Source organism: Aquimarina aquimarini (assembly GCF_900299535.1).
GTDB classification, from domain to species: Bacteria; Bacteroidota; Bacteroidia; order Flavobacteriales; family Flavobacteriaceae; genus Aquimarina; species Aquimarina aquimarini.
In genome coordinates, this window is record NZ_OMKE01000008.1 from 59,447 (window position 1) to 83,786 (window position 24,340).

Consider the following 24,340-nt stretch of genomic DNA (forward strand, 5'->3'; position numbering starts at 1 on the left):
ACGATATCGACCATGGGAAAGACAACTGGATTTTTAGAATTTAAAAGAGAAACAGAACAGTATCAATCTGTTAAAGATCGTGTAAAAGGATATAAAGAGTTTACGGTCAAAATGCCTGAAAAAAAACTCAAAAACCAAGGAGCACGATGCATGGATTGTGGGATTCCCTTTTGCCATAGTGGATGCCCACTTGGTAATTTGATTCCTGATTTTAATGATGCTGTATATCGTGGTAAATGGGAAAAAGCAGCATATATACTGCATTCAACCAATAATTTTCCTGAATTTACAGGTAGATTATGTCCAGCACCTTGTGAAGAAGCCTGTGTATTAGGAATCAATGAAAACCCAATTACTATAGAGAATATAGAAAAAAATATTGTAGAACAAGCTTTTGAAAACGGATGGATAAAAGCAAACCCTCCCAAAGAACGAACAGGTAAAACAGTTGCGATAATAGGATCGGGACCCGCTGGGCTAGCCACAGCACAACAATTGAATCGTGCGGGGCATTTGGTTACTGTTTTTGAAAGAGATGAAAAAGTAGGAGGACTTTTACGATATGGTATCCCAGATTTTAAGATGGAAAAACAAGTAATTGATCGTAGAGCAACAGTTTTGCAAGAAGAAGGAATTATATTCAAAACTGGAGTACATATAGGTAAAGATGTTCTGGCAAATGAATTAAAAGATGATTTTGATGCAGTCGTATTATGTACAGGAGCAACCGTACGGCGTAACCTTCCTATAAAAGGAGCAGAGCTCAAAGGAGTAGTGCAGGCTATGGATTTTTTACCACAAAACAATCGTAGAGTAGATGGTATCAAAGACTTGGGAGAAGAAATAATGGCTACCGATAAAAATGTTATTGTAATCGGAGGAGGAGATACAGGATCAGATTGTATAGGTACATCTGTACGACATGGCGCAACTTCTGTAACAAATTTTGAGATTATGGGAAAAGGAACCATAGAGCGACCACAAAATCAACCATGGCCATTTTGGCCAATGCGTTTGCGTACCAGTACCTCTCATCAAGAAGGAGTAGAGCGTAACTGGAGTATCTCTACCAAAGAATTTCTTGGGGATGAGGATGGGAGCTTGCGCGGAGTCATAACTACAGAGGTAGAATGGGTAAAAGAAAACGGACGTTTTACATTGCATGAAATTTCTGGTACCGAAAAAGAATGGAAATGCGAACTCGCATTATTAGCACTAGGATTTACAGGATCAGAACCTACCATTGCAGAACAATTAGGAATAGATATGGATGCCAGAACCAATATCAAAGCTACAGCAGATAATTATGCAACCAATGTAAAAGGTGTTTTTGCTGCAGGAGATACCCGTAGAGGGCAATCCTTGATTGTATGGGCAATTGCAGAAGGTAGACAGGCAGCACACCATGTAGATGCTTACCTAATGGGAAGTTCTAATTTACCACTAAAAGGAGAAGGAGATTTACCAAGAATATAAAAAATACCCGCATGACTTGTTTTTGAGTATATTTTAATATTTTCAAAATCTTTAGGGTTTTTTGTTAAGGAAAGAAGGCTGTTTATCTATAAATAAACGGTCTTCTTTAATTTTATGACCCCAATTATTAGCATGTTACTCTATCAATTTTCTCAGACTGTGAACCCCAGATTGAGAGGTCATGGCTATTTCTAGTTTATAGATAGAAAGCAAAAATATTAATTGAGTATCATATTTTTTACACATACACACCACAAGCTCCAAATTTGCTGTGGCGTATACTAGGAGTGGTAGAGGGGATGTTAATAATAACGTTCTATGAATTCATTAGGAAAAGTCTCTCGGTTCACGTTTTCAGAATACGCCTTAACCCATTCTTTATAATAATATGTTACTTTTAATACTCTTCCTTCTAATGAGTATTTAGCAAATGGTTTCCCTACAACTGGAGGTTTTTGTAAACCAAAATCATTACTCAATTGACTGTCAAAAACGCAATCTGCATTATAATCCCAAATAAGTTCAACGTCTTTTTTATTTAAGACTTTTGTTGGAAATGAATAATGGCACTGACCATGTAACTCGTAAGTTATAGCGTTTTTATGTATGCTCAAATAAATATGATCTAAATAACTCCAGCCTCTAAAGATAGTAGGAGCTTCATATGGTTGAAGAAATCCATCAAATACATACCCATGTTGGTTGTTTCCGTTAACATTATCAAAAGCAACCTTAACCCAGTGTCCATCTATAGTAACATAACTCTCTTCATCTTTAAAAGAAAAAGAAACATCTGTTTTTTCTAAAACTTCTATATCTTTATTAAACGGTAGTTGCCAAATACGCTCACTATATATGTCTGGTCTTTCTCTTATCAATAAGCCATTTTTAGCTATTACTACAAACCTGTTTCTATCTCTCATACGATCATAAGCATAAGAAATTAGCTCCTCTGGATTACACGTGTTAAAAGAATACCCCATACCATCAACATTTATAGTTTCAACTTTAGTTGGCATATCATCTCTCGTAGTATTTGTTGTCTCTAATTTTATTTTTCCCTCTGACACGTTATATTCTAAATTCGAATGACTACCTGCACCCATTGCATAAGATTCTACATAAATAAGACTTAATGTTTCTTTTTGATATTTGTAATGACTGAAAGTATTACTCTGCGGACCTATACCATACAAATTTATAAATAGCGTCTGATCTTTAATTTCTATTTCTTCCTGAACGTAGTTTTTTATATCATCTTCCTCAGACAAATACTTTTCAGGAAAAACCGTTTTTGAAGTAATATCAAGGCTATAGCCTTTTGAGTTTTTTAAAAATACCATTACTTCCCTAATCCCATTTGACTTATCTCTTTTTTTTACAACTAATGCCAAATCATTTAATTTATCACCATTAAGATCTCCTGTAGCAGAGTATTCTATTTCATAATGACTGGCCACTAGAGAATTGTATTCTATCTTATTAGAAATGTTAGAAGGTGGATTAGATTGGTTTTTCTCTTTCTTACAGCCAGTACAAAGTAATATTATTAGTAATAAAACTATTCGAATTTTCATATGATTTTCAATGTACATGTATTTTATTATATTGTTTACTCTTATTGCCACTAGCTACAAACTAGTGGGGAACATGGGGAATCTAATTTTCTTGAATATTTATCATTCATAACTTCTAGCGTTTTCTGATTCCAAATATTTCCAACCTTCATCATAGAATATCTTAAGTGTATATTTACCTGTACCTTCTTGAAAACTTTGACTGATTTGAGCTACTAAAGTATCATTTTTTACATAGGCTTGTTTTATATCTTCAAACATACCCTCGTCGTGATAAAATACTTTGGCTACATCGCTTTTTGAATTATCCTCAAACAGGAAAGAATATGTCGCGTTCGCTTTTATGATAATATCACTATAATCATCACAACCAGTTAAGCCATTTTCATCAGCAGCTCCCATTGTGAAATTTTCTCCAGTAATCAAATCTATGTTATAATTATCTAACTTATATTCTTTTTCACTAGAAATAGATAAGAGCTTTTCGCCAAATATAATTAAAGGCTCTTCTTTGTATAAAACTTCCACATAATTAGACCATTCACAATAATCTTGCCCTCTTTTATTAGGCCTTTTTTGCTCTGTTTTTCTTAAAATAGATACTTCTTCAATTTCTTGTACTTTGATCTGTTTTGTTTTAGTTAAAGCTTCATTATAAACAGAATAATTACCTGGTAAAATAATTCCTTTTTCATCAGTAATTCTAAAAACTGCATTGGGTTTTAAGTTAATTTCTTCACTTAAAAATCCATCAAACACAAATGCTGTTTCATCAGAATACTCATTGATATTTACCTGTACCCATTCCCCCTCAATATCTCCCTTAAAGTCAGTGTCATATATTGTTTTTTTCCATCCTGTTTTTCCTATAATATGTACCATTGTTTCAAAAGGAAACGTTCCGAGGGCTTTACCATCTGGTTCATCTCTATAAATAAGCCCATTTTTTGCTGTTACATATTTATGGTGATCGACTCTAGATATTCTAAGAGTGTTATTTCTATCATAATGGTCCCAGCCTGTAACTTTTTTATAAATTAATTGCCCTTTGTTTAACTCGATATAACCACTTCTTGTTTTAGATGAATCTAACTTTCCTGAATTGTCAGGTTCAATTTCTTTAGTGTTTATGTGGTTCTTTTTATAAACAACTGTAGAGTCTTCATTATCCTGTATTGGAAAGACTAAGCTATTAGAAGTTATTGCACTTATCAAACACATTTCTTTTCCATTATTATCATAATGTATAATAGCTGTTTGCATAAAAGAGTTATTTTTTTTGCGAAAGGCGGATAAGAATACAACACCATCTAATAGCTTATCCCTATCCAGATCTATTACCTCTATATGCCGTTTCATTTCAAGTAGCTTTAAAGATGTTGAGTCTGGGAGCATTTTCTTATCGAGATCTTTGTTTATTGCCTCCCTTATTGATGATTTTTCATTTTTTAAAGATGTATTGATCTCGTTTTCAAAATGCTCGTGTTGCTTCTTACAGTTCAGAAGAAATATAATTAAGATGATAAGAGAATTTATTTTTTTATTCATACGCTAATTTAATAATCAAATATTTTTTGTCTTTCAGAATATAAAATTGATAGTTTGAATGAAATTATTTTTAAAAACAACATTATGCTGTGGTTTTGTTAGATATTGTATTGCTTACTCTTATCGGCACTAGTTACAACCTTAAATCCGTATGTATTAGATTAGAAGGAACTGTAAACTCTTGTAAACAGAAGGTTTACGGTTTTTAGTATTTCCACCTAAATTGGTGTTGCGATAAAACACTGATATGAAAGTATTAAATTCTTCATACATAAGCCCATTTGGAGGTTTAAATTTTGTTTTAGAAGAGTTCGAAAAACAAAATTTACGTTCGTTATTACAGAGTTATTTGCTAGTATCCTAGTCAGTCTAAATATTCATGAAAAGATATCTATAGTGTTATCAGAGGGCTAAAGACATATTATTTATGGTCATTTTTTATCCCATCATTACATAAATACTACTCCTATTTTGATTTAATTCTCAGAGCCCCCCATAGATAACTGTAGGCAATGATACATCATAGTAGTCACGTTTTTTGAAACTGAGATTTTTTTTTCATTTTTTTTGTTGAACAAAATTGAAGTAAATCAAGTTCTATTGTATAGATCACTGGTGTAACAAATGATAGATAAGTAAAATCATCGTGTCTTGTATGTTGAACCTTAATAAACAACAAGTTTTTTCCTTTGTTTTTTAAGGGTGTAACCGCTTGATATTCATTTGTTTATTTTGTAAATTAGTAAAAGATTATAGATGTGTAAAATCAATAATTATTCTTACTCAATTACCTTTTTGATAAAGTCTTAAAAAATTGATGTGTTATGAGTTATAATTACGATAAATAATAAGTATAACGCTTTAAAATATTTATTAACCATTTATACAAATCATATGAAAACAGTTTTTAGTAGCGTAGCTTTTTGCTTTATAGTAAGCATGAGCTTTTCACAATTCCAACATTCGTTTGGAACCGCAAAAACAGAACTAGGTAAATCTCTTACACAATTACATGAGGTTGAAAAAGGATACCTTGTAGCAGGGTACACTTCTAGGGGCTACATAGGAAATTTGGATGCTACCTTGGTCAAAACAAATCTTGCAGGAAATCAAGTATGGTCTCATGTTTACGGGGGGCAAGATTATGAGTTTTTTAATTCAGTAAGACAATCTACATATTTTAGCCCTAATAATCCAGTAGCCTATGTAGCTGCAGGAATAACACGTAGTTATGGTCATGGTGGGGGAGATGCCTATATGCAAGGAGTAGATGTTAATGGAACTCCTGTTTTTTCTACGGTTTATGGAGGAAAAGAATACGATGTAGCACATTGTATTCAAAATAATAGAGATGTAACAGGAGAGCCTGGATATATATTTGTAGGAGAAACAAATAGTTATGCAAATTCGTTACCAGGAACAAATGTATATGTAGTAAAAACAGATCTTTTTGGAAATCTTAAAGCAGCGACCGTAATTGGTAATGAAGGAAACCAAAGAGGGTTGTGGATCGAGCAAACCAAAGATGGAGGGTATATTGTTTCTGGTTCTACTACCAATTATTGGTGTGGAGTGAATACAACAATAGCGCATCCTCCTACAGATATTTTTGTGATTAAGTTAAAACCAGATTTATCCGTAGAGTGGGATAGAGTTTTTGGGTATCCTGAGCAATTGAACCCTACAGTTGGATATAGAAATGAAGCTACTTGTGTAAAACAAAATAATCAAGGTAATTATGTGCTTACAGGATACACAAATAGTTTCGGAATAAATGACTCGTATGATGTGTTTATGCTTTACTTAGATGGAAATGGCGGTTTATTAGGTCTAAAAACTTATGGAACAAAGGCAACAGAGCAAGGGTATGGATTAGAAGAAACTGTAGATTCTGCGGGTAATTCTTCTTATACTATAGTAGGTCACCAGAAAACGACATCTTATAAAGCAATAATGCTACAGGTAAATAGTTGGGGAGTTCCAACTTGGGCATTTAAATATGGAGATAACAAAGACGAAAGTGGCTTAGAGATTGTAAAAGATGTTTATGATAGAGGATATGCATTTACAGGGTATACAACCTCATTGGGGGCAGGTGATCGAGATATTTATTTGGTAGAAACAACAGCCACAGGTAAAACAAATACATTCTGTCAAAAAGAAATGCAGCTAGAAGTAAAAAAACACCAACCTTGTATTGCTAAAATTGCTAAGCAATTTTTTGTGAAAGACTATAAGAAAATAGAAGTCAAAGATAAAAAAATAGAATACAAACAAAGTAGGTGTAACCCTATTTTTGATGCAAATACAGAAAAGACCAAGAGTATAGAAGAGTCAAGTATTGCATTGTTTCCTAACCCAGTGAGTAACCTTCTTACTATAGAAAATAAAAACAAAGCTATGATTATCAAAGTAGAAGTTTTTGATATACAAGGAACAATGGTTCTTGCAAAAAATGATGTAGGTAAGAAAAGGAAGATTGAATTGTCTACAGAAACATTAAGTCAAGGAACTTATGTAGTAAAGTTAAGCACCAAAAAAGGCGATACTCAAATAATTAAATTTGTCAAAAAATAGGTCTATAGTATATACATAGACTTATAGCTGTAAAATAGATGCAGTGTTAATATGTGTTGAGCCACTTTTAAATAGTTGATATTTTTTGGTGGCTCAATTTTTTTATTGATATTTGATAATGAATAAAGCGGGTTTACTGCTTAAGAATTCATAAAAGCGATACTATGTGTAGCAACTATTGCGGCTGTTTCTGTACGTAGCCTAGTAGCACCCAAAGTAACCGCTGTATAACCAGAGGTCAAAGCCAGTTCAATTTCTTTTGTAGAAAAATCTCCTTCTGGGCCAATAAGTATAGTCGTGTCTGATTTAGGAATGATGATATCTTTTAAAGCCAGCTTTTTGGCCTCGTCACAATGAGCAATCAATAATTGACCAGTAGTGTCTTGTTGTATAAAATCAGAAAAAGAAATAGCAGGGTTTAGTTTGGGTAAAAAAGATTGTATAGATTGCTTCATAGCGCTTAGCAAGATTCGCTCAAACCGTTCTGGTTTAATTATTTTTCTCTCACTGTGATCACAAATGATAGGTGTAATTTGATCAATACCTATTTCTGTAGCTTTTTCCAAAAACCATTCATATCGATCATTCATTTTGGTAGGAGCTACTGCAAGGTGAAGACTGTAGTTTTTGGGTTCCTGCTGTTTGTAGTTTTCAATTTGTGCAATGCATTTTGATGGGGTTGATAGAACAATAATAGCAGTAAACATGACTCCAGAGCCATTGGTGATATATAAGAGGTCACCTTCTTTTTTTCTCAGTACTTTGGCAATATGCTTACTTTCTTCTCTAGAAAATTTTACCTCAGTACTAGCAATGGTTAGTGTTTGATTATAGAATAGTTGCATTTTATTAGTGCTTCAAAATGATGTTTTTTTTGATTTTCTATTAATGTTATAATGATACTCAAAATTTTATTCGAGCCTTGGCTACAACATTCATATCAGTAAAATCCTTTTTTAAATATTTCAAATACCCTACAATTCCTATCATTGCAGCATTATCTGTAGTATATTCAAATTTAGGAATAAATGTTTTCCAACCGTATTTGTATTCACCATCTTTTAGTGCTTTTCTGATTCCTGAATTTGCAGATACCCCCCCCCCAATAGCAATGCGTTTAATACCTGTTTGTTTGGATGCCTTTTTTAGTTTATCAATAAGAATATTGATGATCGTATATTGTAGCGAAGCACAAATATCTTCAAGGTTTTCTTGAACAAAAGCAGGATTTTCCTTTTGTTGTTTCTGAACAAAGTAGAGCACTGATGTTTTAAGACCACTAAAACTAAAATTGAGGTCACCTACTTTTGGTTTAGGAAAAGGAAATGCTTTTGGATCACCTGTTTGAGCGTATTTATCGATCAATGGGCCACCAGGATATGGTAAGCCAAATATTTTTGCACTTTTATCAAATGCTTCTCCCACAGCATCATCAATGGTTTCACCTATGACTTCCATATCAAAATGATCAGTGACCTTAACGATTTGTGTATGTCCCCCGCTTATGGTCATCGCCAGAAATGGAAAATCAGGTGAGGTAGCATCTTCTTCTTCAATAAAATGGGCTAGGATATGCGCTTGCATATGATTTACATCTATCAAAGGAATATCTAGAGCCAAAGCCATTGATTTTGCAAAAGAAGTGCCTACAAGCAAAGAACCCATTAAACCAGGGCCTTGTGTAAAAGCAATTGCATGTAAATCTTCTTTTGATATATTTGCCTGTTTGATAGCCTGATCTATTACAGGAACAATATTTTGTTGGTGTGCTCTAGAGGCTAGTTCAGGTACAACACCACCATATTGTTCATGTATTTTTTGGGATGCAACAACATTGGATAATACCTGTCCATTACATAATACAGCAGCAGAAGTATCATCACAAGAAGATTCGATACCAAGAATGTATGTTTTTTGTGGAATCATTATGAGGAAAAGGGCATAGAAATTGTTAATATTGTCAACAAAGTTAAAACAATAAAACGTATCAGGAAATTTAAGAAAATATTGTTGAGGACATTTTTGGTCCTTTTGTCACTATTTGTATTGTTAGTAGTACTGTTTTCTATCCCCGCAGTGCAGACACATTTTGGTAAAAAACTTACCAATTACCTGAATACAACCTATGATGTAGACATTAATATTGAGCGTATTGGGTTGACATATGCAGGTAATGTAAGCCTGAAAGAAATTTTTATAAAAGACCACCATCAGGATACGTTATTATATGCAGGAAGTATAGAGACTTCTATTCTAAGCCTCAAAGAAATTTCTAAAGGGCAGCCAAAACTAGGAAAAGTAGCTATAGAAGATTTAATCTTTACCATGAAAATTTACAAAGATGAGAATAGTGATAACCTCATGACCTTTGTAAGAAAATTCAATACAGGAAAAAAAACACCTTCAAAAAATAAATTTGTATTATCTACAAAAGAAATTAGTTTACAACAAGGTAGCTATAGTTTTACCAATGAGAATTTAGGAACTCATAAAATTGTAGATTATAGTAATATTATTCTAGATGCAGAAAGCTTATTGGTAGAAGGAGAAGATGTGTATATCAATATAGATGGTTTATCATTTTATGACGCTAGAGGATTACAGATATCTAAATTACAAGCTTGTTTTTCTATCACTCCAGAAAATATGGACTTTCAAGAGTTGGTTATAGAAACAGAAGGCTCCAGAGTAGAAGGAGAAATATTATTTTCTTATGAACGAGATGGTCTGAGTGATTTTGTAAATAAAGTAGACATACAAGCAAATTTTGAGAGAGCTTTAGTTTCTACAAATGATTTAATTCCTTTTTATAAAGAGTTTGGAAAAGATCAGACAATAAAGCTACAAAATACATTGGTCAAAGGTAAACTCAATGATTTTAAAATAATCAATGCAGATATTTATGGGTTAGATAGATCTGTAATAAGAGGAGATATTAGGATAAAAAATGCCGTAAGCAATAGATCAAAATTTAAACTAGAAGGTGATTTTACTAATTTGACCAGTAATTACTATGACTTGGTAAATCTTCTTCCTCGTGTGTTAGGTAAATCACTACCTAGACAATTATATCAATTTGGAAGTGTAAAAGCAGTAGGTAATACTATTGTAACTATAAAAGATGTAGATGTTGATATGGATTTGTTCTCACGATTAGGAAAGATGAATGCTTTTGTATTGTTAGAAAATCTTGATAACATGAAGAAAGTAGCCTATAATGGGAATATAACGTCTAATAACCTTAATATTGGTCAATTGTTAGGAAAAAAATCAATAGGAAATGCAGCCTTTGATATTCATGTAGACGGAAATGGTTTTACTCTAGAGAGCCTTGATACAAAAATAGAAGGAGATATCAGTAAATTGGTTTTTAATGAATATACATACACAAATATCAAAGCCCGAGGAAACCTTAAAGACAGAGTGTTTGATGGTGTTCTAGATTCCAAAGATCCTAATGTACGGTTTAACTTTAGTGGGGTAGCTGATTTATCAGAAGAAATACATAATTATAATTTTAGAGCCTATGTAGATCATATAGACCTTAAGAAGGTAAATCTATTTACCAGAGATAGTGTTTCTGTTTTTAATGGGGATGTATATATGAATATAAAAGGGGCAGGAATTAATGATGCTTTTGGAACTATTTCTTTTGAAAAAACACTGTACACCAATCAAGATGCAGGATATTATTTTGAAGACTTTGATATCACATCAAGATTTGATGATGATGATGTGCGAACTATCACAATCAATAGCCCAGATATTGTAGAAGGTAATGTAAAAGGAGTATTTAGATTTGAAAATGTATATGACTTATTTAGAAACTCAATAGGAAGTCTCTATACCAATTTTGAAGCTACAGAAATTACAGACGATGAATTTATGGAGTTTAATTTTACTATTTATAATAAAATAGTAGATGTGTTTTTTCCTGAAGTTCAGTTCGCTCCAAATACCATTATCAAAGGTAAAGTAGAAAGTAATGAATCAGAATTTAAACTAACTTTTAAATCACCATCTATTCAGGTTTTTGATAATTTTATGAATAAAGTAGATGTTCAGATTGATAACAAAAACCCTTTATTTAATACCTATGTAGCCATCGATAGTATTAACTCCAAATATTATGATGTTTCTGAGTTTAGTTTGATCAATGTGACGCTACAAGACACACTGTTTATGCATTCAGAGTTCAAAGGAGGTAAAGGAAATAAAGATAATTATAATTTAGAATTCTATCATACGATTAATGAGGATAACAATTCTGTAGTTGGATTAAGAAAATCTGACTTTACTTACAAAGGCTATACATGGTTTGCTAATAAGGATAAAAATAAAGAAAATAATAAAATCATATTTGACAATGATTTTAAGAATATTGATATACAGCCGATTATTCTAAATTATTTAAATGAGAAAATCAAAATTAGTGGTACTGCCAGAGGCAAGGATTACAAAGATATCAAAGCTGTTTTCAAGAATGTAGATCTTGATAAAATTACACCAAGAATTGATAGCCTTAATTTTTCTGGTAGAGTCGATGGAGATTTATCTATATTACAAGAAGAAGGTGTTTATTTTCCTAGCTCTACTATTACAATCCATGATTTAGGAATTAATAAAACTCTTTTGGGAGAATTAAGACTTAATTTTTCAGGAAACGAAGACCTTACAGAATATACAGTTAATACACGATTAGTTAATCCTGAGAAACAAAAAACATTGTCTGCAATTGGAGCTATTAATGTTTCAAAGAATAACCCTTCGATAGATGTAGATGTAGCATTAGATCAATTTAATATTTCAGAATTCAGCCCTTTGGGAGGTATTGTACTTAAAAAACTTCGAGGCTTTGTATCAGGAAATGCAAAAATATCAGGCAGCTACAAAAACCCAGAGATTAATGGAGTACTCAATTTGAATGGAGCAGGACTTACAATCCCATACCTTAATGTAGATTTGGATTTTGAAGAAAACGCTAGAGTGCTATTAGAAAAACGAAAGTTTAATTTTGATAATATCAATATTACCGATACAAAATATAAAACAGAAGGAGTCTTAGGAGGGTATATAGCACATAGGAATTTTTCAAGATGGATGATGGGATTAGAGTTGTCTGTTGATGAGAGATTACTAGTATTAGACACAAAAGAAGACGAAGAATCATTGTATTATGGTACAGGTTTCATTAGCGGAGAAGCAACCATAAAGGGACCTACAGATGAATTGGTTATAGATGTTAATGCTACTACAGAAAAGGGAACTATTTTTAAAATCCCATTAAATGAATCAGAATCGATAGGAGATAACTCTTATATTCACTTTTTGAGTCCCGAGGAAAAAAGAGCAAGACTAGCAGGAAAAGAAATAATCCTTGATGATATAAAAGGATTAGAACTTAATTTTGAATTAGACGTAAATGATAATGCAGAAGTAGAGGTCGTAGTAGATAAGAATACAGGTAGCTCATTAAAAGGACGTGGTGCAGGAACATTACTTATTGAGATCAATACCAACGGAAAATTTAAAATGTGGGGGGATTTTGTGGCGTATGAAGGAACTTATAATTTTAGATATGGAGCCTTTGTAGAAAAACTATTTACCGTTAGAGAAGGAGGAACTATTAATTGGGATGGGAGTCCTTCTCGTGCAGTTCTGGATCTAAGTGCAGTGTATAAAACAGAAGCAAACCCAGCAATATTGCTAGAAAACTCATCTGTAAATCGTAAAATACCAGTAGAAGTAGTAGTAGACCTTCAAGGACAGTTAATACAACCCAATGTTAACTTCAATATAGAATTTCCTAATTTGAGTTCTATTGTAAAAAGCGAATTAGATTATAAACTTAGTGATCAGTCTAACAAAGAATTACAAGCACTCTCTTTGGTGTCATCGGGGCAGTTTTATAACGGAACATTTGATGCCAATGCCTTAACTGGTGGTTTGGTGGCAGAACGTGCATCAAGCTTGTTTAACGGGATATTCTCTGATGAAGATGATAAGTTTCAGGTAGGGTTAAACTATGTACAAGGAGTACGTAATCTGGATCAAGAAGATGCAGATCAATTTGGATTAACGCTCTCTACCCAGATTAGTAATCGTATTCTAATTAATGGTAGAGTTGGGGTTCCTATTGGAGGGGTCAATGAATCCAATGTTGTTGGAGATGTTGAAGTAGAATATTTGTTTAATGAGGATGGAACACTACGAGGGAAAATTTTTAATAGAGAAAATACAATTCAATATATAGGTTCAGGAAACCAAGGGTACGAGCAAGGTGTAGGTTTGTCTTATTCTGTAGATTTTGATAATTTTAATGAATTATGGACTAAAATATTCAAAAACAAAAAAGTGAAAGACTCTATCCCAAAACCAAAAGATACAGTCAAAATAAAGACTCCTGAATTTATTAACTTTACAGAAAAGAAGAACTAATCAACGTATTAGTATAATCTAAAATTATTGAACAAATAGCTAAGTATGGCCAAAGAGATAAGAACTATTGGTGTTATGACATCAGGAGGTGATGCCCCAGGAATGAATGCTGCAATACGTGCAGTAGCTAGAGCATGTGCATATTATAATGTAAAATGTATAGGGTTTTATCGAGGATATCAAGGTATGATAGAAGGAGATTATAGTGTTATGAATGCTAGAAGTGTACGTAATATTATAAGCATGGGAGGAACCATACTAAAATCTGCACGATCTAAAGACTTTATGACCCCAGAGGGTAGAAAAAAAGCAGCAGATCATCTTAAAGAAATTGGAGTAGATGCTATGGTGTTGATAGGGGGAGACGGAACCTTTAGAGGAGGACAGATATTTAGTGAAGAATATAATATTCCTGTAATTGGTGTTCCTGGTACAATTGATAATGACATTGCTGGAACTAATTATACAATAGGATACGATACAGCATTAAACACAGTGATCGATGCCATAGATAAGATAAGAGATACCGCTAGTTCTCATGACAGGTTGTTTTTTATAGAAGTAATGGGAAGAGATGCAGGTTTTATAGCACTAAATAGCGGAGTGGGTGCAGGTGCAGAAGAAATTTTAATTCCCGAAGAAGATTTAGGACTTGATCGATTATTAGAATCATTAAAGAGAAGTAAGCGCTCAGGAAAAGCATCTAGTATCGTTGTGGTAAGCGAAGGAGATAAAACAGGAAAGAACGTGTTTGAGTTGGCAGATTATGTGACAGAGAATTTACCAGATTATGATGTAAGAGTTACTGTATTAGGACATATGCAACGAGGAGGATCACCTTCTTGTTTTGATAGAACCTTGGCTAGTAGATTATGTGTAAAAGCAGTAGAATTACTTTTAGATGGTAAAAAAAATGTAATGGTAGGGATTATAGATAATAAAATTTCAGCCACAAGTTTTGATGTTGGACTACAAGAAGATCACGGAATTAATAAAGAATTACTTCGTATATCAGATATACTCTCTACATAAATTGTTTTCTAAATACGCATTCTTAGTATAGCTTTAAAGTCTATATCAAGAGCACCACCTTGTATTTTATCTAAAATTTAACCTAAACAATAGTTTTTATTACATTCAGTAAAACAAAATAATAATGAATGAAAAAAAAATAACAATTAGAGCAAAAGATGGATTTGAGCTTGGTGCATATGTAAGAGAACCAAAAATAGAGATTAAAGGTGTTGTACAAATTAACTCTGGAACTGGAATACCAAAGCGTTTTTATAAGCATTTTGCTAATTACTTAACCAAACAAGGATACGTAACTATTGTTTATGACTATAGAGGAATCGGAGACTCTAAACCAAAAATGCTTAGAGGTTTTAAAGCTACAAATTTGGAGTGGGCAACTTTGGATATGACTTCGATTTTAGATTGGTCAATTTGCAAGTATCCAGCGTTACAAAAAATAATGATAGGGCATAGTATGGGAGGTCAATTGGTTGGTTTTATGCAAAATAATCAAAAAATAGATAAGCTAATTATTATTGCTTCTGGTACTGGGTATTGGAAAGATATGCCAAAAGGGAAATTGAAACTTTTAATGCCATTTCTTTGGTATATTTATATGCCATTATCTACATTCATTTATGGATTTGCGAATGCAAAGAAAATCAAACAGGGTGAGAATTTGCCTAAAGGAGTTGCTTTGCAATGGCGGAAATGGTGTTTAAATAAAAATTATTGGGAAACCGAACTTGAAAATAGCTTGAATAAAAAATCTTTTGCAAAACTTTCAGGGCCTATAAAATCAATGATTTTTACAGATGATACAATTGTTAGTAAAAAAGCAAATAAACAACTTTTAAGCTATTATGATCAAACTGTTATTGAAGAAATTGAAATAACACCAAGCTCCTTTGGCTTTAAAAAAATTGGCCACTTTGGTTTTTTTTCAAAAAAATCTGAAAAACTATGGGAAAACTTAATCTGAAAAATAGATATTCACTCAAATTACACCCTTAAATATGTATATAATAGTTTGTACATAATTTTATAAGATGCACTCTTGCAATATATTGTTGTTTAATTATTTATAATAAAAATAGGTTTTTGATTGAATTAAAAGGTTTTTCTATTTTTTCAAGATAAAAGGATGAAGAGATAAGACGAATAACTCTCTGAAAAAAAACGGGTAAGGACGTTTTTTTTAGTTTTTAAAAGTAAAAAAAACTTTTTATCGAAATATTTACAAAAATATTCACTGAATTTATACGTAAAATGAGTTTTTAGCTTTGCAATAAGTAATTTTAATCCTTCATACAAATAGTTTCTTACCCATAAGAAACGAAACATAAACTCAACATGAAAACTAAAACAAAAGTCATACTTGGACTAAGTATGATGGCAGCAGTTATGGTTTCGGGAAAAGAACCCAACCCCGAAAAACACTTCAAAAAGACAGAATCAATTAATGTACAACCTTGTGAATGGGGAAATAATTTTTTGACCCCAACAATAATCTTCAAGGATTTAGATGGCACAACAATAGGTTCACAAATATTTCATCAAGTTATTCCTGATGCCAAAAGCCATATGCAACAACGTTGTTTGGACGTGGCAAAAATTTTATATAGAAAATCATCAAATGCTCCAAGATTCAGACAGTTGACATTTGAGCTTAAAAATGAAGATTTTGTAGCGTATAAATATGGAGATGGAGATGCTATTGGTATTGCAGTAAGCACACAGCATTTGGCAAAAATCTATAGGGAATCAGGAAATGATCCTCAGGTCATAAAAGATGAGATAGATGGTATTCTATATCATGAGGTCACTCATGGATATCAAAATACTCCAGTAACAGGAGGAACCTATGATGGTTCATCACCTTTTTGGGCATGTCTTGAAGGTGTTGCAGATGCAGTGAGAATTCATGCAGGATTTCACCAAACTAGAACACCAGATCCAAATAATAGCAGAAAATGGTTAGGAGGCTATACAACTACAGGATTCTTCCTACACTATGTATCGCAAAAATATGATAAAAACTTTGTGTATAAATTTAACAAAGAAGCAAAAGATTTAGGACAATCATGGTCTTTTGATGCATCATTTCAAAGTATCTTAGGAAAAGGAGTAGAACAAGTATGGAATGAATACAAAAACTTTATTTCTGGTAATGGAAACCTAGATTATGACGGTGTATACCCTTGGGTGTTAGACTGCGCAGGCGGGGGTGGTAACCCAGTTACAGATGAAGATATTACCAATGATGGTGGTATTGTTTCTGATCAGCATCAGGATTCTCCAAATGGAGAAGGAATTAATCAATTAATAGACAATAATAGCAATACCAAATACCTTACTTTTAATAAAAGTGGATGGGTACAGTATCAAGCAACAAAAACATATAAGTTATCATCATATACAATTACTTCTGGTAATGATACTCCTGAGAGAGACCCAAAAAACTGGACATTAGAAGGTTCTATAAATGGAACTAATTGGACAGTGATTGATCAAAAAAACAACCAAGATTTTATAAATAGAAGACAAAAAAGAACTTTTACTGTACAGAATGCTGGGGTTTTTAAAAGCTACCGATTAACACTTACCAATAATAGTGGATCAATTTTACAACTATCAGAAGTAGAATTGATAGGAAAAGCTACAGATATTGTTGTCGATGCTCCAGTAGCTTCGTTTTCTACCAGTCAAACTACTATTACAGAAGGAAATCAGGTAACTTTCTCTAATTCATCTACAGCAGGAGAACGATATGAGTGGACATTTGCAGGAGGAAACCCAGCTTCTAGCACAGAGAGAAATCCAGTAATACGGTATGCTAGTGCGGGAAAATATGATGTAACATTAAAAGTTATAAATAGTGTTGGTTCTGATGTAGTTACTAGAAGAGGATATATAACGGTAACCCCAAGAGGAACAGGTACCTGTGGATGGGGTAATGATTTTTTGACTCCTACAATAATTTTCAAGGATTTAGATGGTACAACAATAGGTTCACAAATATTTCATCAAGTTATCCCTGATGCCAAAAGTCATATGCAACAACGTTGTTTGGATGTAGCAAAAATTTTATATAGAAAATCATCAGATGCTCCAAGGTTCAGACAATTGACATTTGAGCTTAAAAATGAAGATTTTGTAGCGTATAAGTATGGAGATGGAGATGCAATTGGCATTGCAGTAAGCACACAGCATTTGGCAAAAATTTATAGAGAATCAGGAAATGATCCTCAGGTCATAAAAGATGAGATAGATGGTATTCTATATCATGAGGTTACTCATGGATATCAAAATACTCCAGTAACAGGAGGGACCTATGATGGTTCATCACCTTTTTGGGCATGTCTTGAGGGTGTTGCAGACGCGGTGAGAATTCATGCAGGATTTCACCAAACTAGAACACCAGATCCAAATAATAGTAGAAGATGGCTAGGAGGATATACAACTACAGGTTTCTTCTTACACTATGTATCACAAAAATATGATAAGAATTTTGTATACAAGTTTAATAAAGCCGCAAAAGACTTAGGGCAATCATGGTCTTTTGATGCATCATTTCAAAGTATTTTAGGAAAAGGAGTGGAGCAGGTATGGAACGAATACAAAAACTATATAAATAGTAATGGTAATTTGGATTATGATGGTGATTACCCTTGGGTATTAGACTGCTCAGGTGATGGAGGTATTCCTGTTGGAGAAGTTGATATTACAAACGATGGTGGTATAATATCTGATGAGCATGCAGATTCACCAGCTCGTGAAGGAATTAACAACCTAATAGATAATAAAGCGAGTACCAAATACCTTACTTTTCATAATAGTGGATGGGTACAGTATCAGGCAACAAAAACATATAAAGTTGCTTCCTATACCATTACGTCAGGAAATGATGCGCCAGAGAGAGACCCAAAAAATTGGAGTTTACAAGGATCTGTAAATGGTAACTCATGGGTTACACTAGATCAGCGAAGTAATGAAGATTTTACAAGCAGAAGACAAAAAAGAACTTTTAGTGTACAAGGAGCAGCAGCATACTCATATTATAGATTATCATTAACAAATAATAGTGGATCAATTCTTCAAGTAGCAGAAATAGAGTTTTTTGGTACAGAATCAACTCCACAACAAGTTACACAAGGAGATACGGGAAAAAGTATTCAAGTTTCTACATATCCTAATCCTGTAAGTGAGACATTATACTTGAAAAGATCTACAGAACTAGAAAATAAATCAGTTCAGTTAGAAGTATATGACATCCAAGGACGAAAAGTACTAAGTACTGTTACCAAAGGAAATGAGCTGGGAGTACAAGGAATAGAAAGTAAAATGTATTTTATCGTAGTACGCTATCAAGGAAGCGTAGTATATAAAACACGTTTTATTAAACAATAAATTGATAGATAGTTAATTGTTTGTAATAATATGCCATTCCTATGAAGGTAATAGTTCTTTTAATTAATATTTAAATGCTTGTTTTTGTGGGAATGGCATTGATGATCAATCATCAATACAAAGTAGTGTTTACTTAGGTTTCTAAGTGAACAATAAGATAGAGAAGCCGATAACATCAATGTTGTCGGTTTTTCTTTTTGTATTACTACTATTATCTATTAAAATGACCGTGATCTGAATTGAATTATAGTCTGAATAGACAATAGGTATAATTATTAAAATAAGAATCAGTATTATTCAGATTCATTCTAGGTAATATGATCCGGATCATAAAAACGGGAAGATGTAGGTCATAGTTTTGTTTCTAACAAATTATAGAAACCAAAACAAATATTATGAAAAAAATATGGATAGGGTTTATAACCGTAATAACACTTTCTTTCGCCGCCTTGATTTGGGCAGGTGTCAAAATATATCAAGAGAAACCCCCAATACCAGAAAAAGTATTGATAACAGGAACCAATGAAGTTTTATTTACAAAACATAATATACAAAGAGGTCAAAATGTATGGGAATCTATTGGCGGGATGGAGGTTGGTTCTATATGGGGACATGGGAGCTATGTTGCGCCCGATTGGTCTGCAGACTGGATTCATAAAGAAGCAGTATTTCTATTAGATAAATGGGCATTACAGTTTAAAGATGAATATAAAAACCTATCAGAAGAACATCAGGGGCAGTTAAAAGGACGGTTACAGAGTTTGATCAAAACCAATACCTATGACACAATAACAAAAAATATATGGATAACAGTAGATAGAAAAGAAGCAATTCTTTCTAATGCAGCTTATTATAAAAATATATTCTCAAAAGGACATGAGGAGTATGCTATACCAAAAGAAATGTTGGTAGATGAGTCAAAGTTAGATGATCTCAATGCATTTTTATTTTGGACTTCCTGGGCAGCATCAACCAATAGATTAGGTGATACTATTACTTATACTTCTAATTGGCCCCACGAACCATTGATCAATAATACAATAACTATTGATGCCCAAATATGGTCAGGCTTTTCGATCATATTACTCCTTTTTTTTATAGCTATTATGGTATGGTATCATATTAGAAGTACACATGTAGAAAATGAAGATCATCAAATTCCTGATAGTAACCCATTAAATGGAATAACATTATTTCCCTCTCAAAAAGCAACATTAAAATATTTTTTGGTAATCAGTCTATTAATAGCTCTACAAGTTGTGTTAGGAATTGTTACAGTTCATTACAGTGTAGAGGGGCAAGGTTTTTTTGGATTTGAATTGTCAAAATATCTTCCATATTCAATTAGTAGAACATGGCATACCCAATTAGCTATTTTTTGGATCGCAGCAGCATGGTTATCTACAGGACTATTTATTGCTCCACTTGTAAGTAATAGAGAACTAAAATTTCAAAAATTTGGGATAAACTTTTTGTTTATAGCAATTCTAATAGTTGTATTAGGTTCTATGGTAGGAGAGTGGCTAGGGGTAAAACAATATTTGGAGCTAACAACCAATTTTTTCTTTGGTCACCAAGGGTATGAGTATATGGATCTAGGTAGGTTCTGGCAACTATTATTGGGAGTAGGATTGATATTGTGGGTACTACTTGTAGGTAGACACATAATGATAGGTATCAGACGTAGAGATAATACAAGGAATCTATTGATCCTATTTCTAATATCTGTTATAGCCATTGGATCATTTTTCTTCTCAGGATTGATGTATGGCGAAAATTCATCACTATCAGTGATCAATTATTGGAGATGGTGGCTGGTACATCTATGGGTAGAAGGGTTTTTTGAGGTTTTTGCAACGGTTGTTATTGCTTTCTTATTTACCAAAATGAAACTTATACAAGAAAAAACAGCAGGTAGAGTTACTGTTTTATCGGCTATTATATTTTTATCAGGAGGAATTATAGGAACATTACACCATTTATATTTTTCTGGAACACCAGTCCATGCAATAGCATTAGGAGCAACCTTTAGTGCACTAGAAGTTGTACCCCTTACTTTGATAGGATATGAAATTTGGGAAAATTGGACACTACTGAAAGCAAAAGAATGGGTGCTAGAATATAAATGGCCAATATACTTTTTTCTATCTGTTTCATTTTGGAATATGTTGGGAGCAGGAGTTTTTGGTTTTTTGATAAACCCACCAATAGCATTATATTATATACAAGGATTAAATACTACTGCTGTACACGCACATACAGCATTATTTGGAGTATATGGAATGTTAGGAATGGGATTGATTTTGTTCTCTTTACGAATGATTTCAAAAACAGTGTGGAATACTAAAATCTTAAAAATATCATTTTGGTCTTTGAATATTGGATTACTGGCAATGGTAATCTTTAGTTTACTACCACAAGGAATTATACAAGCACTAGCCTCTATCAAACATGGATATTGGTATGCAAGAAGCACAGAGGTGTTATACTCACCCTCATTTCAAATTATTAAATGGTTACGTATTATCGGAGATGTAATATTTTCTATAGGAATAGGATATTTTTGCTGGTTTGTTATCAAAGAAACATTAAGGTGTTTTGATAAAAATAAGTGAGTTGGTAGCCTAACAATTAGTAAATTGATATAAACTATAAAGAAGACACTCCTATACGTATTTGGGAGTGTTTTTATGTTTTGTAAGTTTATAATATCCAACCAGTTTGATAATCAATGGTATCTAAATAATTTAGAAATAAACATTTAGAAATCCTGTTTTGGTCTTTCAGAAGGAAAAGAAAATTCCTTAGCTTTGAATAAATAAACAAAGTATTAGTCTTGAGGTAATTTGTTTAAATTAAATTCTAGCACAAAATGAAATTACGAGAAAAAAAACCAGCCCTTGTTCTAGTAGATGTTCAAAAAGCTTTTCTGGATGAAGAATATTGGGGAGGGAATAGAAATAATAAAAATGCAGAAAGCATTTGTGGAGCTATTTTAAATAAGTGGAGAGCATTAAATCTTCCTATTTTTCATGTAAGGCATAGTTCAACTAATATAAATTCTAAATTACATAAATCAAATAAAGGTTTTGAGTTTAATGAATATGTACAGCCTTTAGAAAACGAAACTATAATAACCAAAGATGTAAATAGTGCGTTTATAGGAACAGACCTAAAAGAACAATTAGATAAGTTAACTGTTGATACGCTTGTTATCGTTGGAATAACAACAAATCATTGTGTATTTACTACAACCAGAATGGCAGGGAATTTTGGATATGATACACACCTAATTTCTGATGCAACAGCAACCTTTGATCGTATAGGGATTAACGGAGAGAAATATGACTCAGAAACTATACACTTGACAACACTTGCTAATCTTAATGAAGAATTTGCAACTATATACGATTCAGAAAAATTAATGATGTTATTATAATAATTAAAAATGATACATCCTCTTAGAAAACATATCGAAGAAATAATCAAGCTTACAGATGAAGAGTTTGATTTTGTATTGAGTCATTTTGAACCTATAAAAAAAAGGAAACACCAATATATTATTCAAGAAGGAGATTTTGTTACTAAAGAGTACTGGATTGTAAAAGGTTGTTTAAAAAGCTATTTTATTGATGACAATGGAAAAGAACATATACTACAATTCGGAATGGAAAATTGGTGGATTACAGATTATGAATCTTTTGTGAAACAAACCAAATCCAAAACCTCTGTAGATTGTATAGAAGACAGTGAGTTGCTATACATATCTTTTGAAAACAGAGATAAGTTGACCGCTCAAATGCATAAAATGGAACGTTTTTGGGCCAAAAAAAGTAAAAATGGTAGAATAGCACTTCAAAATCGAATTTTATCTTTACTTAAAAATTCTACCAAAGAGAAATATGATTTACTTCTGGAACAATACCCAAAACTTTTTCAACGAGTTCCAAAAAAAATGATTGCTGCATATCTAGGTGTTTCAAGAGAAACACTAAGTCGTTTAAACTCATAATAACACTTATTTTCTAGTGTGAGGAGTGATATATATCACTCTAAAAAAGTGATATTCCTCCTCGCTTAGCACCTCACTTAATCCCAAATTTGTAGGGTAATTAAATCAATATAGATATGCCATACATTAACATTAAAGTTACAGATGAACAGGTAACACTAGAACAAAAACAAAAATTAATAGAAGGAGCGACACAATTGGTAGTCAATATCCTCAACAAAGATCCAGAAACAACTCATGTTGTTATAGAAGAAATTTCTTTGGGTAATTGGGGTGTAAACGGAGAGCAATATTTAGGAACAAAAAAATGAAAAACAAAACAGTAATTATTACAGGAGCTTCTTCTGGAATTGGAAAAGGAATAGCAAAATACTTTATAGAAAAGAAAAGTAATGTTGTTATGAACTCTTCTAATCTAGAGAACTTAAAAGAAGCATATCAAGATCTTGGTTCACCTACCAATGCAACATACTTAGCAGGAGATATAAGTAAAAAAGAGACTGGACAAAAATTAGTGAATTTAGCGATAGAAAAATTCAATTCGGTAGAGGTATTAATCAATAATGCAGGAGTGTTTTCTCCAAAACCCTTTTTAGAAGTTGAAGATACAGATTTAGAGCTTTATTGGAATGTAAACCTCAAGGGCACTTACTTTGCTTCTCAAGCAATTATTCCTCATATGATAAAACAACATAATGGGGCAATTATAAACATAGGAACTGTTTTAGTTGAGCATGCTATAGATGGATTTCCTGCTACCGCACCGCTTACAAGTAAAGGAGCAATACACGCTTTGACAAGGCAACTAGCGGCTGAGTTTGGTAAGAATAATATAAAAGTGAATACTATTGCACCAGGGATTATTAGAAGCCCTTTACAAAAAAAGATAGGGGTTGAAGATGCTGATAGTTTGGCTGGCCTGCATTTATTAAATAGAATAGGAGAAATAAATGAAATAGCAGAAGCAGCCTATTATTTGGCATCTGCTAATTTTATAACAGGAGAAACTATTAATGTTGCAGGAGGACATACGGCTGGTCATTCAATTTAAGTTGTATAAAAGAACCTAAATTTTATATAAAAAACTGTCTACTCGGGTATATTTTTTGCTGTAAAAAAGAGAAACAGTATTGATAATAATTTTTTTTTCAGAAAAAAAACTAATCTTGATATAGTTTTTCTGCATTTCATTTTGAAAAATTACTCAATTAGACAGTTTTTATATTCTTATGAATTTATATAGAGCTCTATTTTAGTTCTATTATTTCACCTAGTAAAAGCTTCCGTT

General features: G+C 32.5%; 15 protein-coding genes. 11 read left to right on the forward strand and 4 right to left on the reverse strand.

Annotated features, from left to right (window positions below; genetic code table 11):
* Positions 1-12: 12 nt before the first annotated feature.
* Complete coding sequence (locus DG508_RS03540) at positions 13-1,476, forward strand: glutamate synthase subunit beta (protein WP_108866815.1); 1,464 nt, start codon at positions 13-15, stop codon at positions 1,474-1,476.
* A gap of 302 nt (positions 1,477-1,778) precedes the next feature.
* On the opposite strand, the gene DG508_RS03545 is transcribed toward DG508_RS03540, so the two are convergent.
* On the reverse strand, positions 1,779-3,053 hold the full coding sequence (locus DG508_RS03545; RefSeq protein ID WP_108866816.1) for an SH3 domain-containing protein: 1,275 nt from the start codon (positions 3,051-3,053) through the stop codon (positions 1,779-1,781).
* Positions 3,054-3,155: 102 nt separating this feature from the next.
* Entirely contained in the window at positions 3,156-4,601 is a 1,446-nt protein-coding gene (locus DG508_RS03550) for a hypothetical protein (protein WP_108866817.1), read from the reverse strand.
* A gap of 894 nt (positions 4,602-5,495) precedes the next feature.
* On the opposite strand from DG508_RS03550, the gene DG508_RS03555 reads away from it, so the two are divergent.
* Entirely contained in the window at positions 5,496-7,178 is a 1,683-nt protein-coding gene (locus tag DG508_RS03555) for a T9SS type A sorting domain-containing protein (protein ID WP_108866818.1), read from the forward strand.
* 140 nt (positions 7,179-7,318) lie between these two features.
* Here DG508_RS03555 and DG508_RS03560 read toward each other — a convergent pair whose 3' ends face one another.
* Both DG508_RS03560 and tsaD read right to left on the reverse strand, forming a co-directional pair.
* Positions 7,319-8,023, reverse strand: coding sequence for a 16S rRNA (uracil(1498)-N(3))-methyltransferase (locus DG508_RS03560; RefSeq protein WP_108866819.1), 705 nt, complete (start codon positions 8,021-8,023; stop codon positions 7,319-7,321).
* Positions 8,024-8,081: 58 nt separating this feature from the next.
* Complete coding sequence (tsaD, locus tag DG508_RS03565; RefSeq protein WP_108866820.1) at positions 8,082-9,104, reverse strand: tRNA (adenosine(37)-N6)-threonylcarbamoyltransferase complex transferase subunit TsaD; 1,023 nt, start codon at positions 9,102-9,104, stop codon at positions 8,082-8,084.
* Between the two features lie 105 nt (positions 9,105-9,209).
* Here tsaD and DG508_RS03570 point away from each other — a divergent pair, with 105 nt between their 5' ends.
* The 9 genes from DG508_RS03570 (at position 9,210) to DG508_RS03610 (ending at position 24,103) form a co-directional block, all read left to right on the forward strand.
* Positions 9,210-13,616 carry a translocation/assembly module TamB domain-containing protein gene (locus tag DG508_RS03570; protein WP_234418165.1) on the forward strand — a complete coding sequence of 1,469 codons (4,407 nt, stop codon included), beginning with the start codon at positions 9,210-9,212 and terminating at the stop codon, positions 13,614-13,616.
* A gap of 45 nt (positions 13,617-13,661) precedes the next feature.
* Positions 13,662-14,648: a 6-phosphofructokinase gene (gene pfkA / locus DG508_RS03575; protein WP_108866822.1), complete on the forward strand. Its 987-nt coding sequence runs from the start codon at positions 13,662-13,664 to the stop codon at positions 14,646-14,648.
* 124 nt (positions 14,649-14,772) lie between these two features.
* On the forward strand, positions 14,773-15,612 hold the full coding sequence (locus DG508_RS03580; RefSeq protein WP_108866823.1) for an alpha/beta hydrolase family protein: 840 nt from the start codon (positions 14,773-14,775) through the stop codon (positions 15,610-15,612).
* Positions 15,613-15,983: 371 nt separating this feature from the next.
* Entirely contained in the window at positions 15,984-19,040 is a 3,057-nt protein-coding gene (locus DG508_RS03585) for a basic secretory protein-like protein (protein ID WP_108866824.1), read from the forward strand.
* A gap of 395 nt (positions 19,041-19,435) precedes the next feature.
* Positions 19,436-21,655, forward strand: coding sequence for a nitric-oxide reductase large subunit (locus DG508_RS03590; protein ID WP_108866825.1), 2,220 nt, complete (start codon positions 19,436-19,438; stop codon positions 21,653-21,655).
* A 257-nt stretch (positions 21,656-21,912) separates the two neighbouring features.
* Positions 21,913-22,479 carry a cysteine hydrolase family protein gene (locus DG508_RS03595; RefSeq protein WP_108866826.1) on the forward strand — a complete coding sequence of 189 codons (567 nt, stop codon included), beginning with the start codon at positions 21,913-21,915 and terminating at the stop codon, positions 22,477-22,479.
* Positions 22,480-22,488: 9 nt separating this feature from the next.
* Positions 22,489-23,052, forward strand: a complete 564-nt coding sequence (locus tag DG508_RS03600; RefSeq protein ID WP_108866827.1) for a Crp/Fnr family transcriptional regulator — start codon at positions 22,489-22,491, stop codon at positions 23,050-23,052.
* 116 nt (positions 23,053-23,168) lie between these two features.
* Complete coding sequence (locus DG508_RS03605; protein WP_108866828.1) at positions 23,169-23,363, forward strand: tautomerase family protein; 195 nt, start codon at positions 23,169-23,171, stop codon at positions 23,361-23,363.
* Positions 23,360-24,103 (forward strand): SDR family NAD(P)-dependent oxidoreductase, encoded by a 744-nt coding sequence (locus tag DG508_RS03610; protein WP_108866829.1) that lies wholly within the window; start codon positions 23,360-23,362, stop codon positions 24,101-24,103. Before DG508_RS03605 ends, DG508_RS03610 begins: the two co-directional genes overlap by 4 nt.
* Positions 24,104-24,340: the final 237 nt, after the last annotated feature.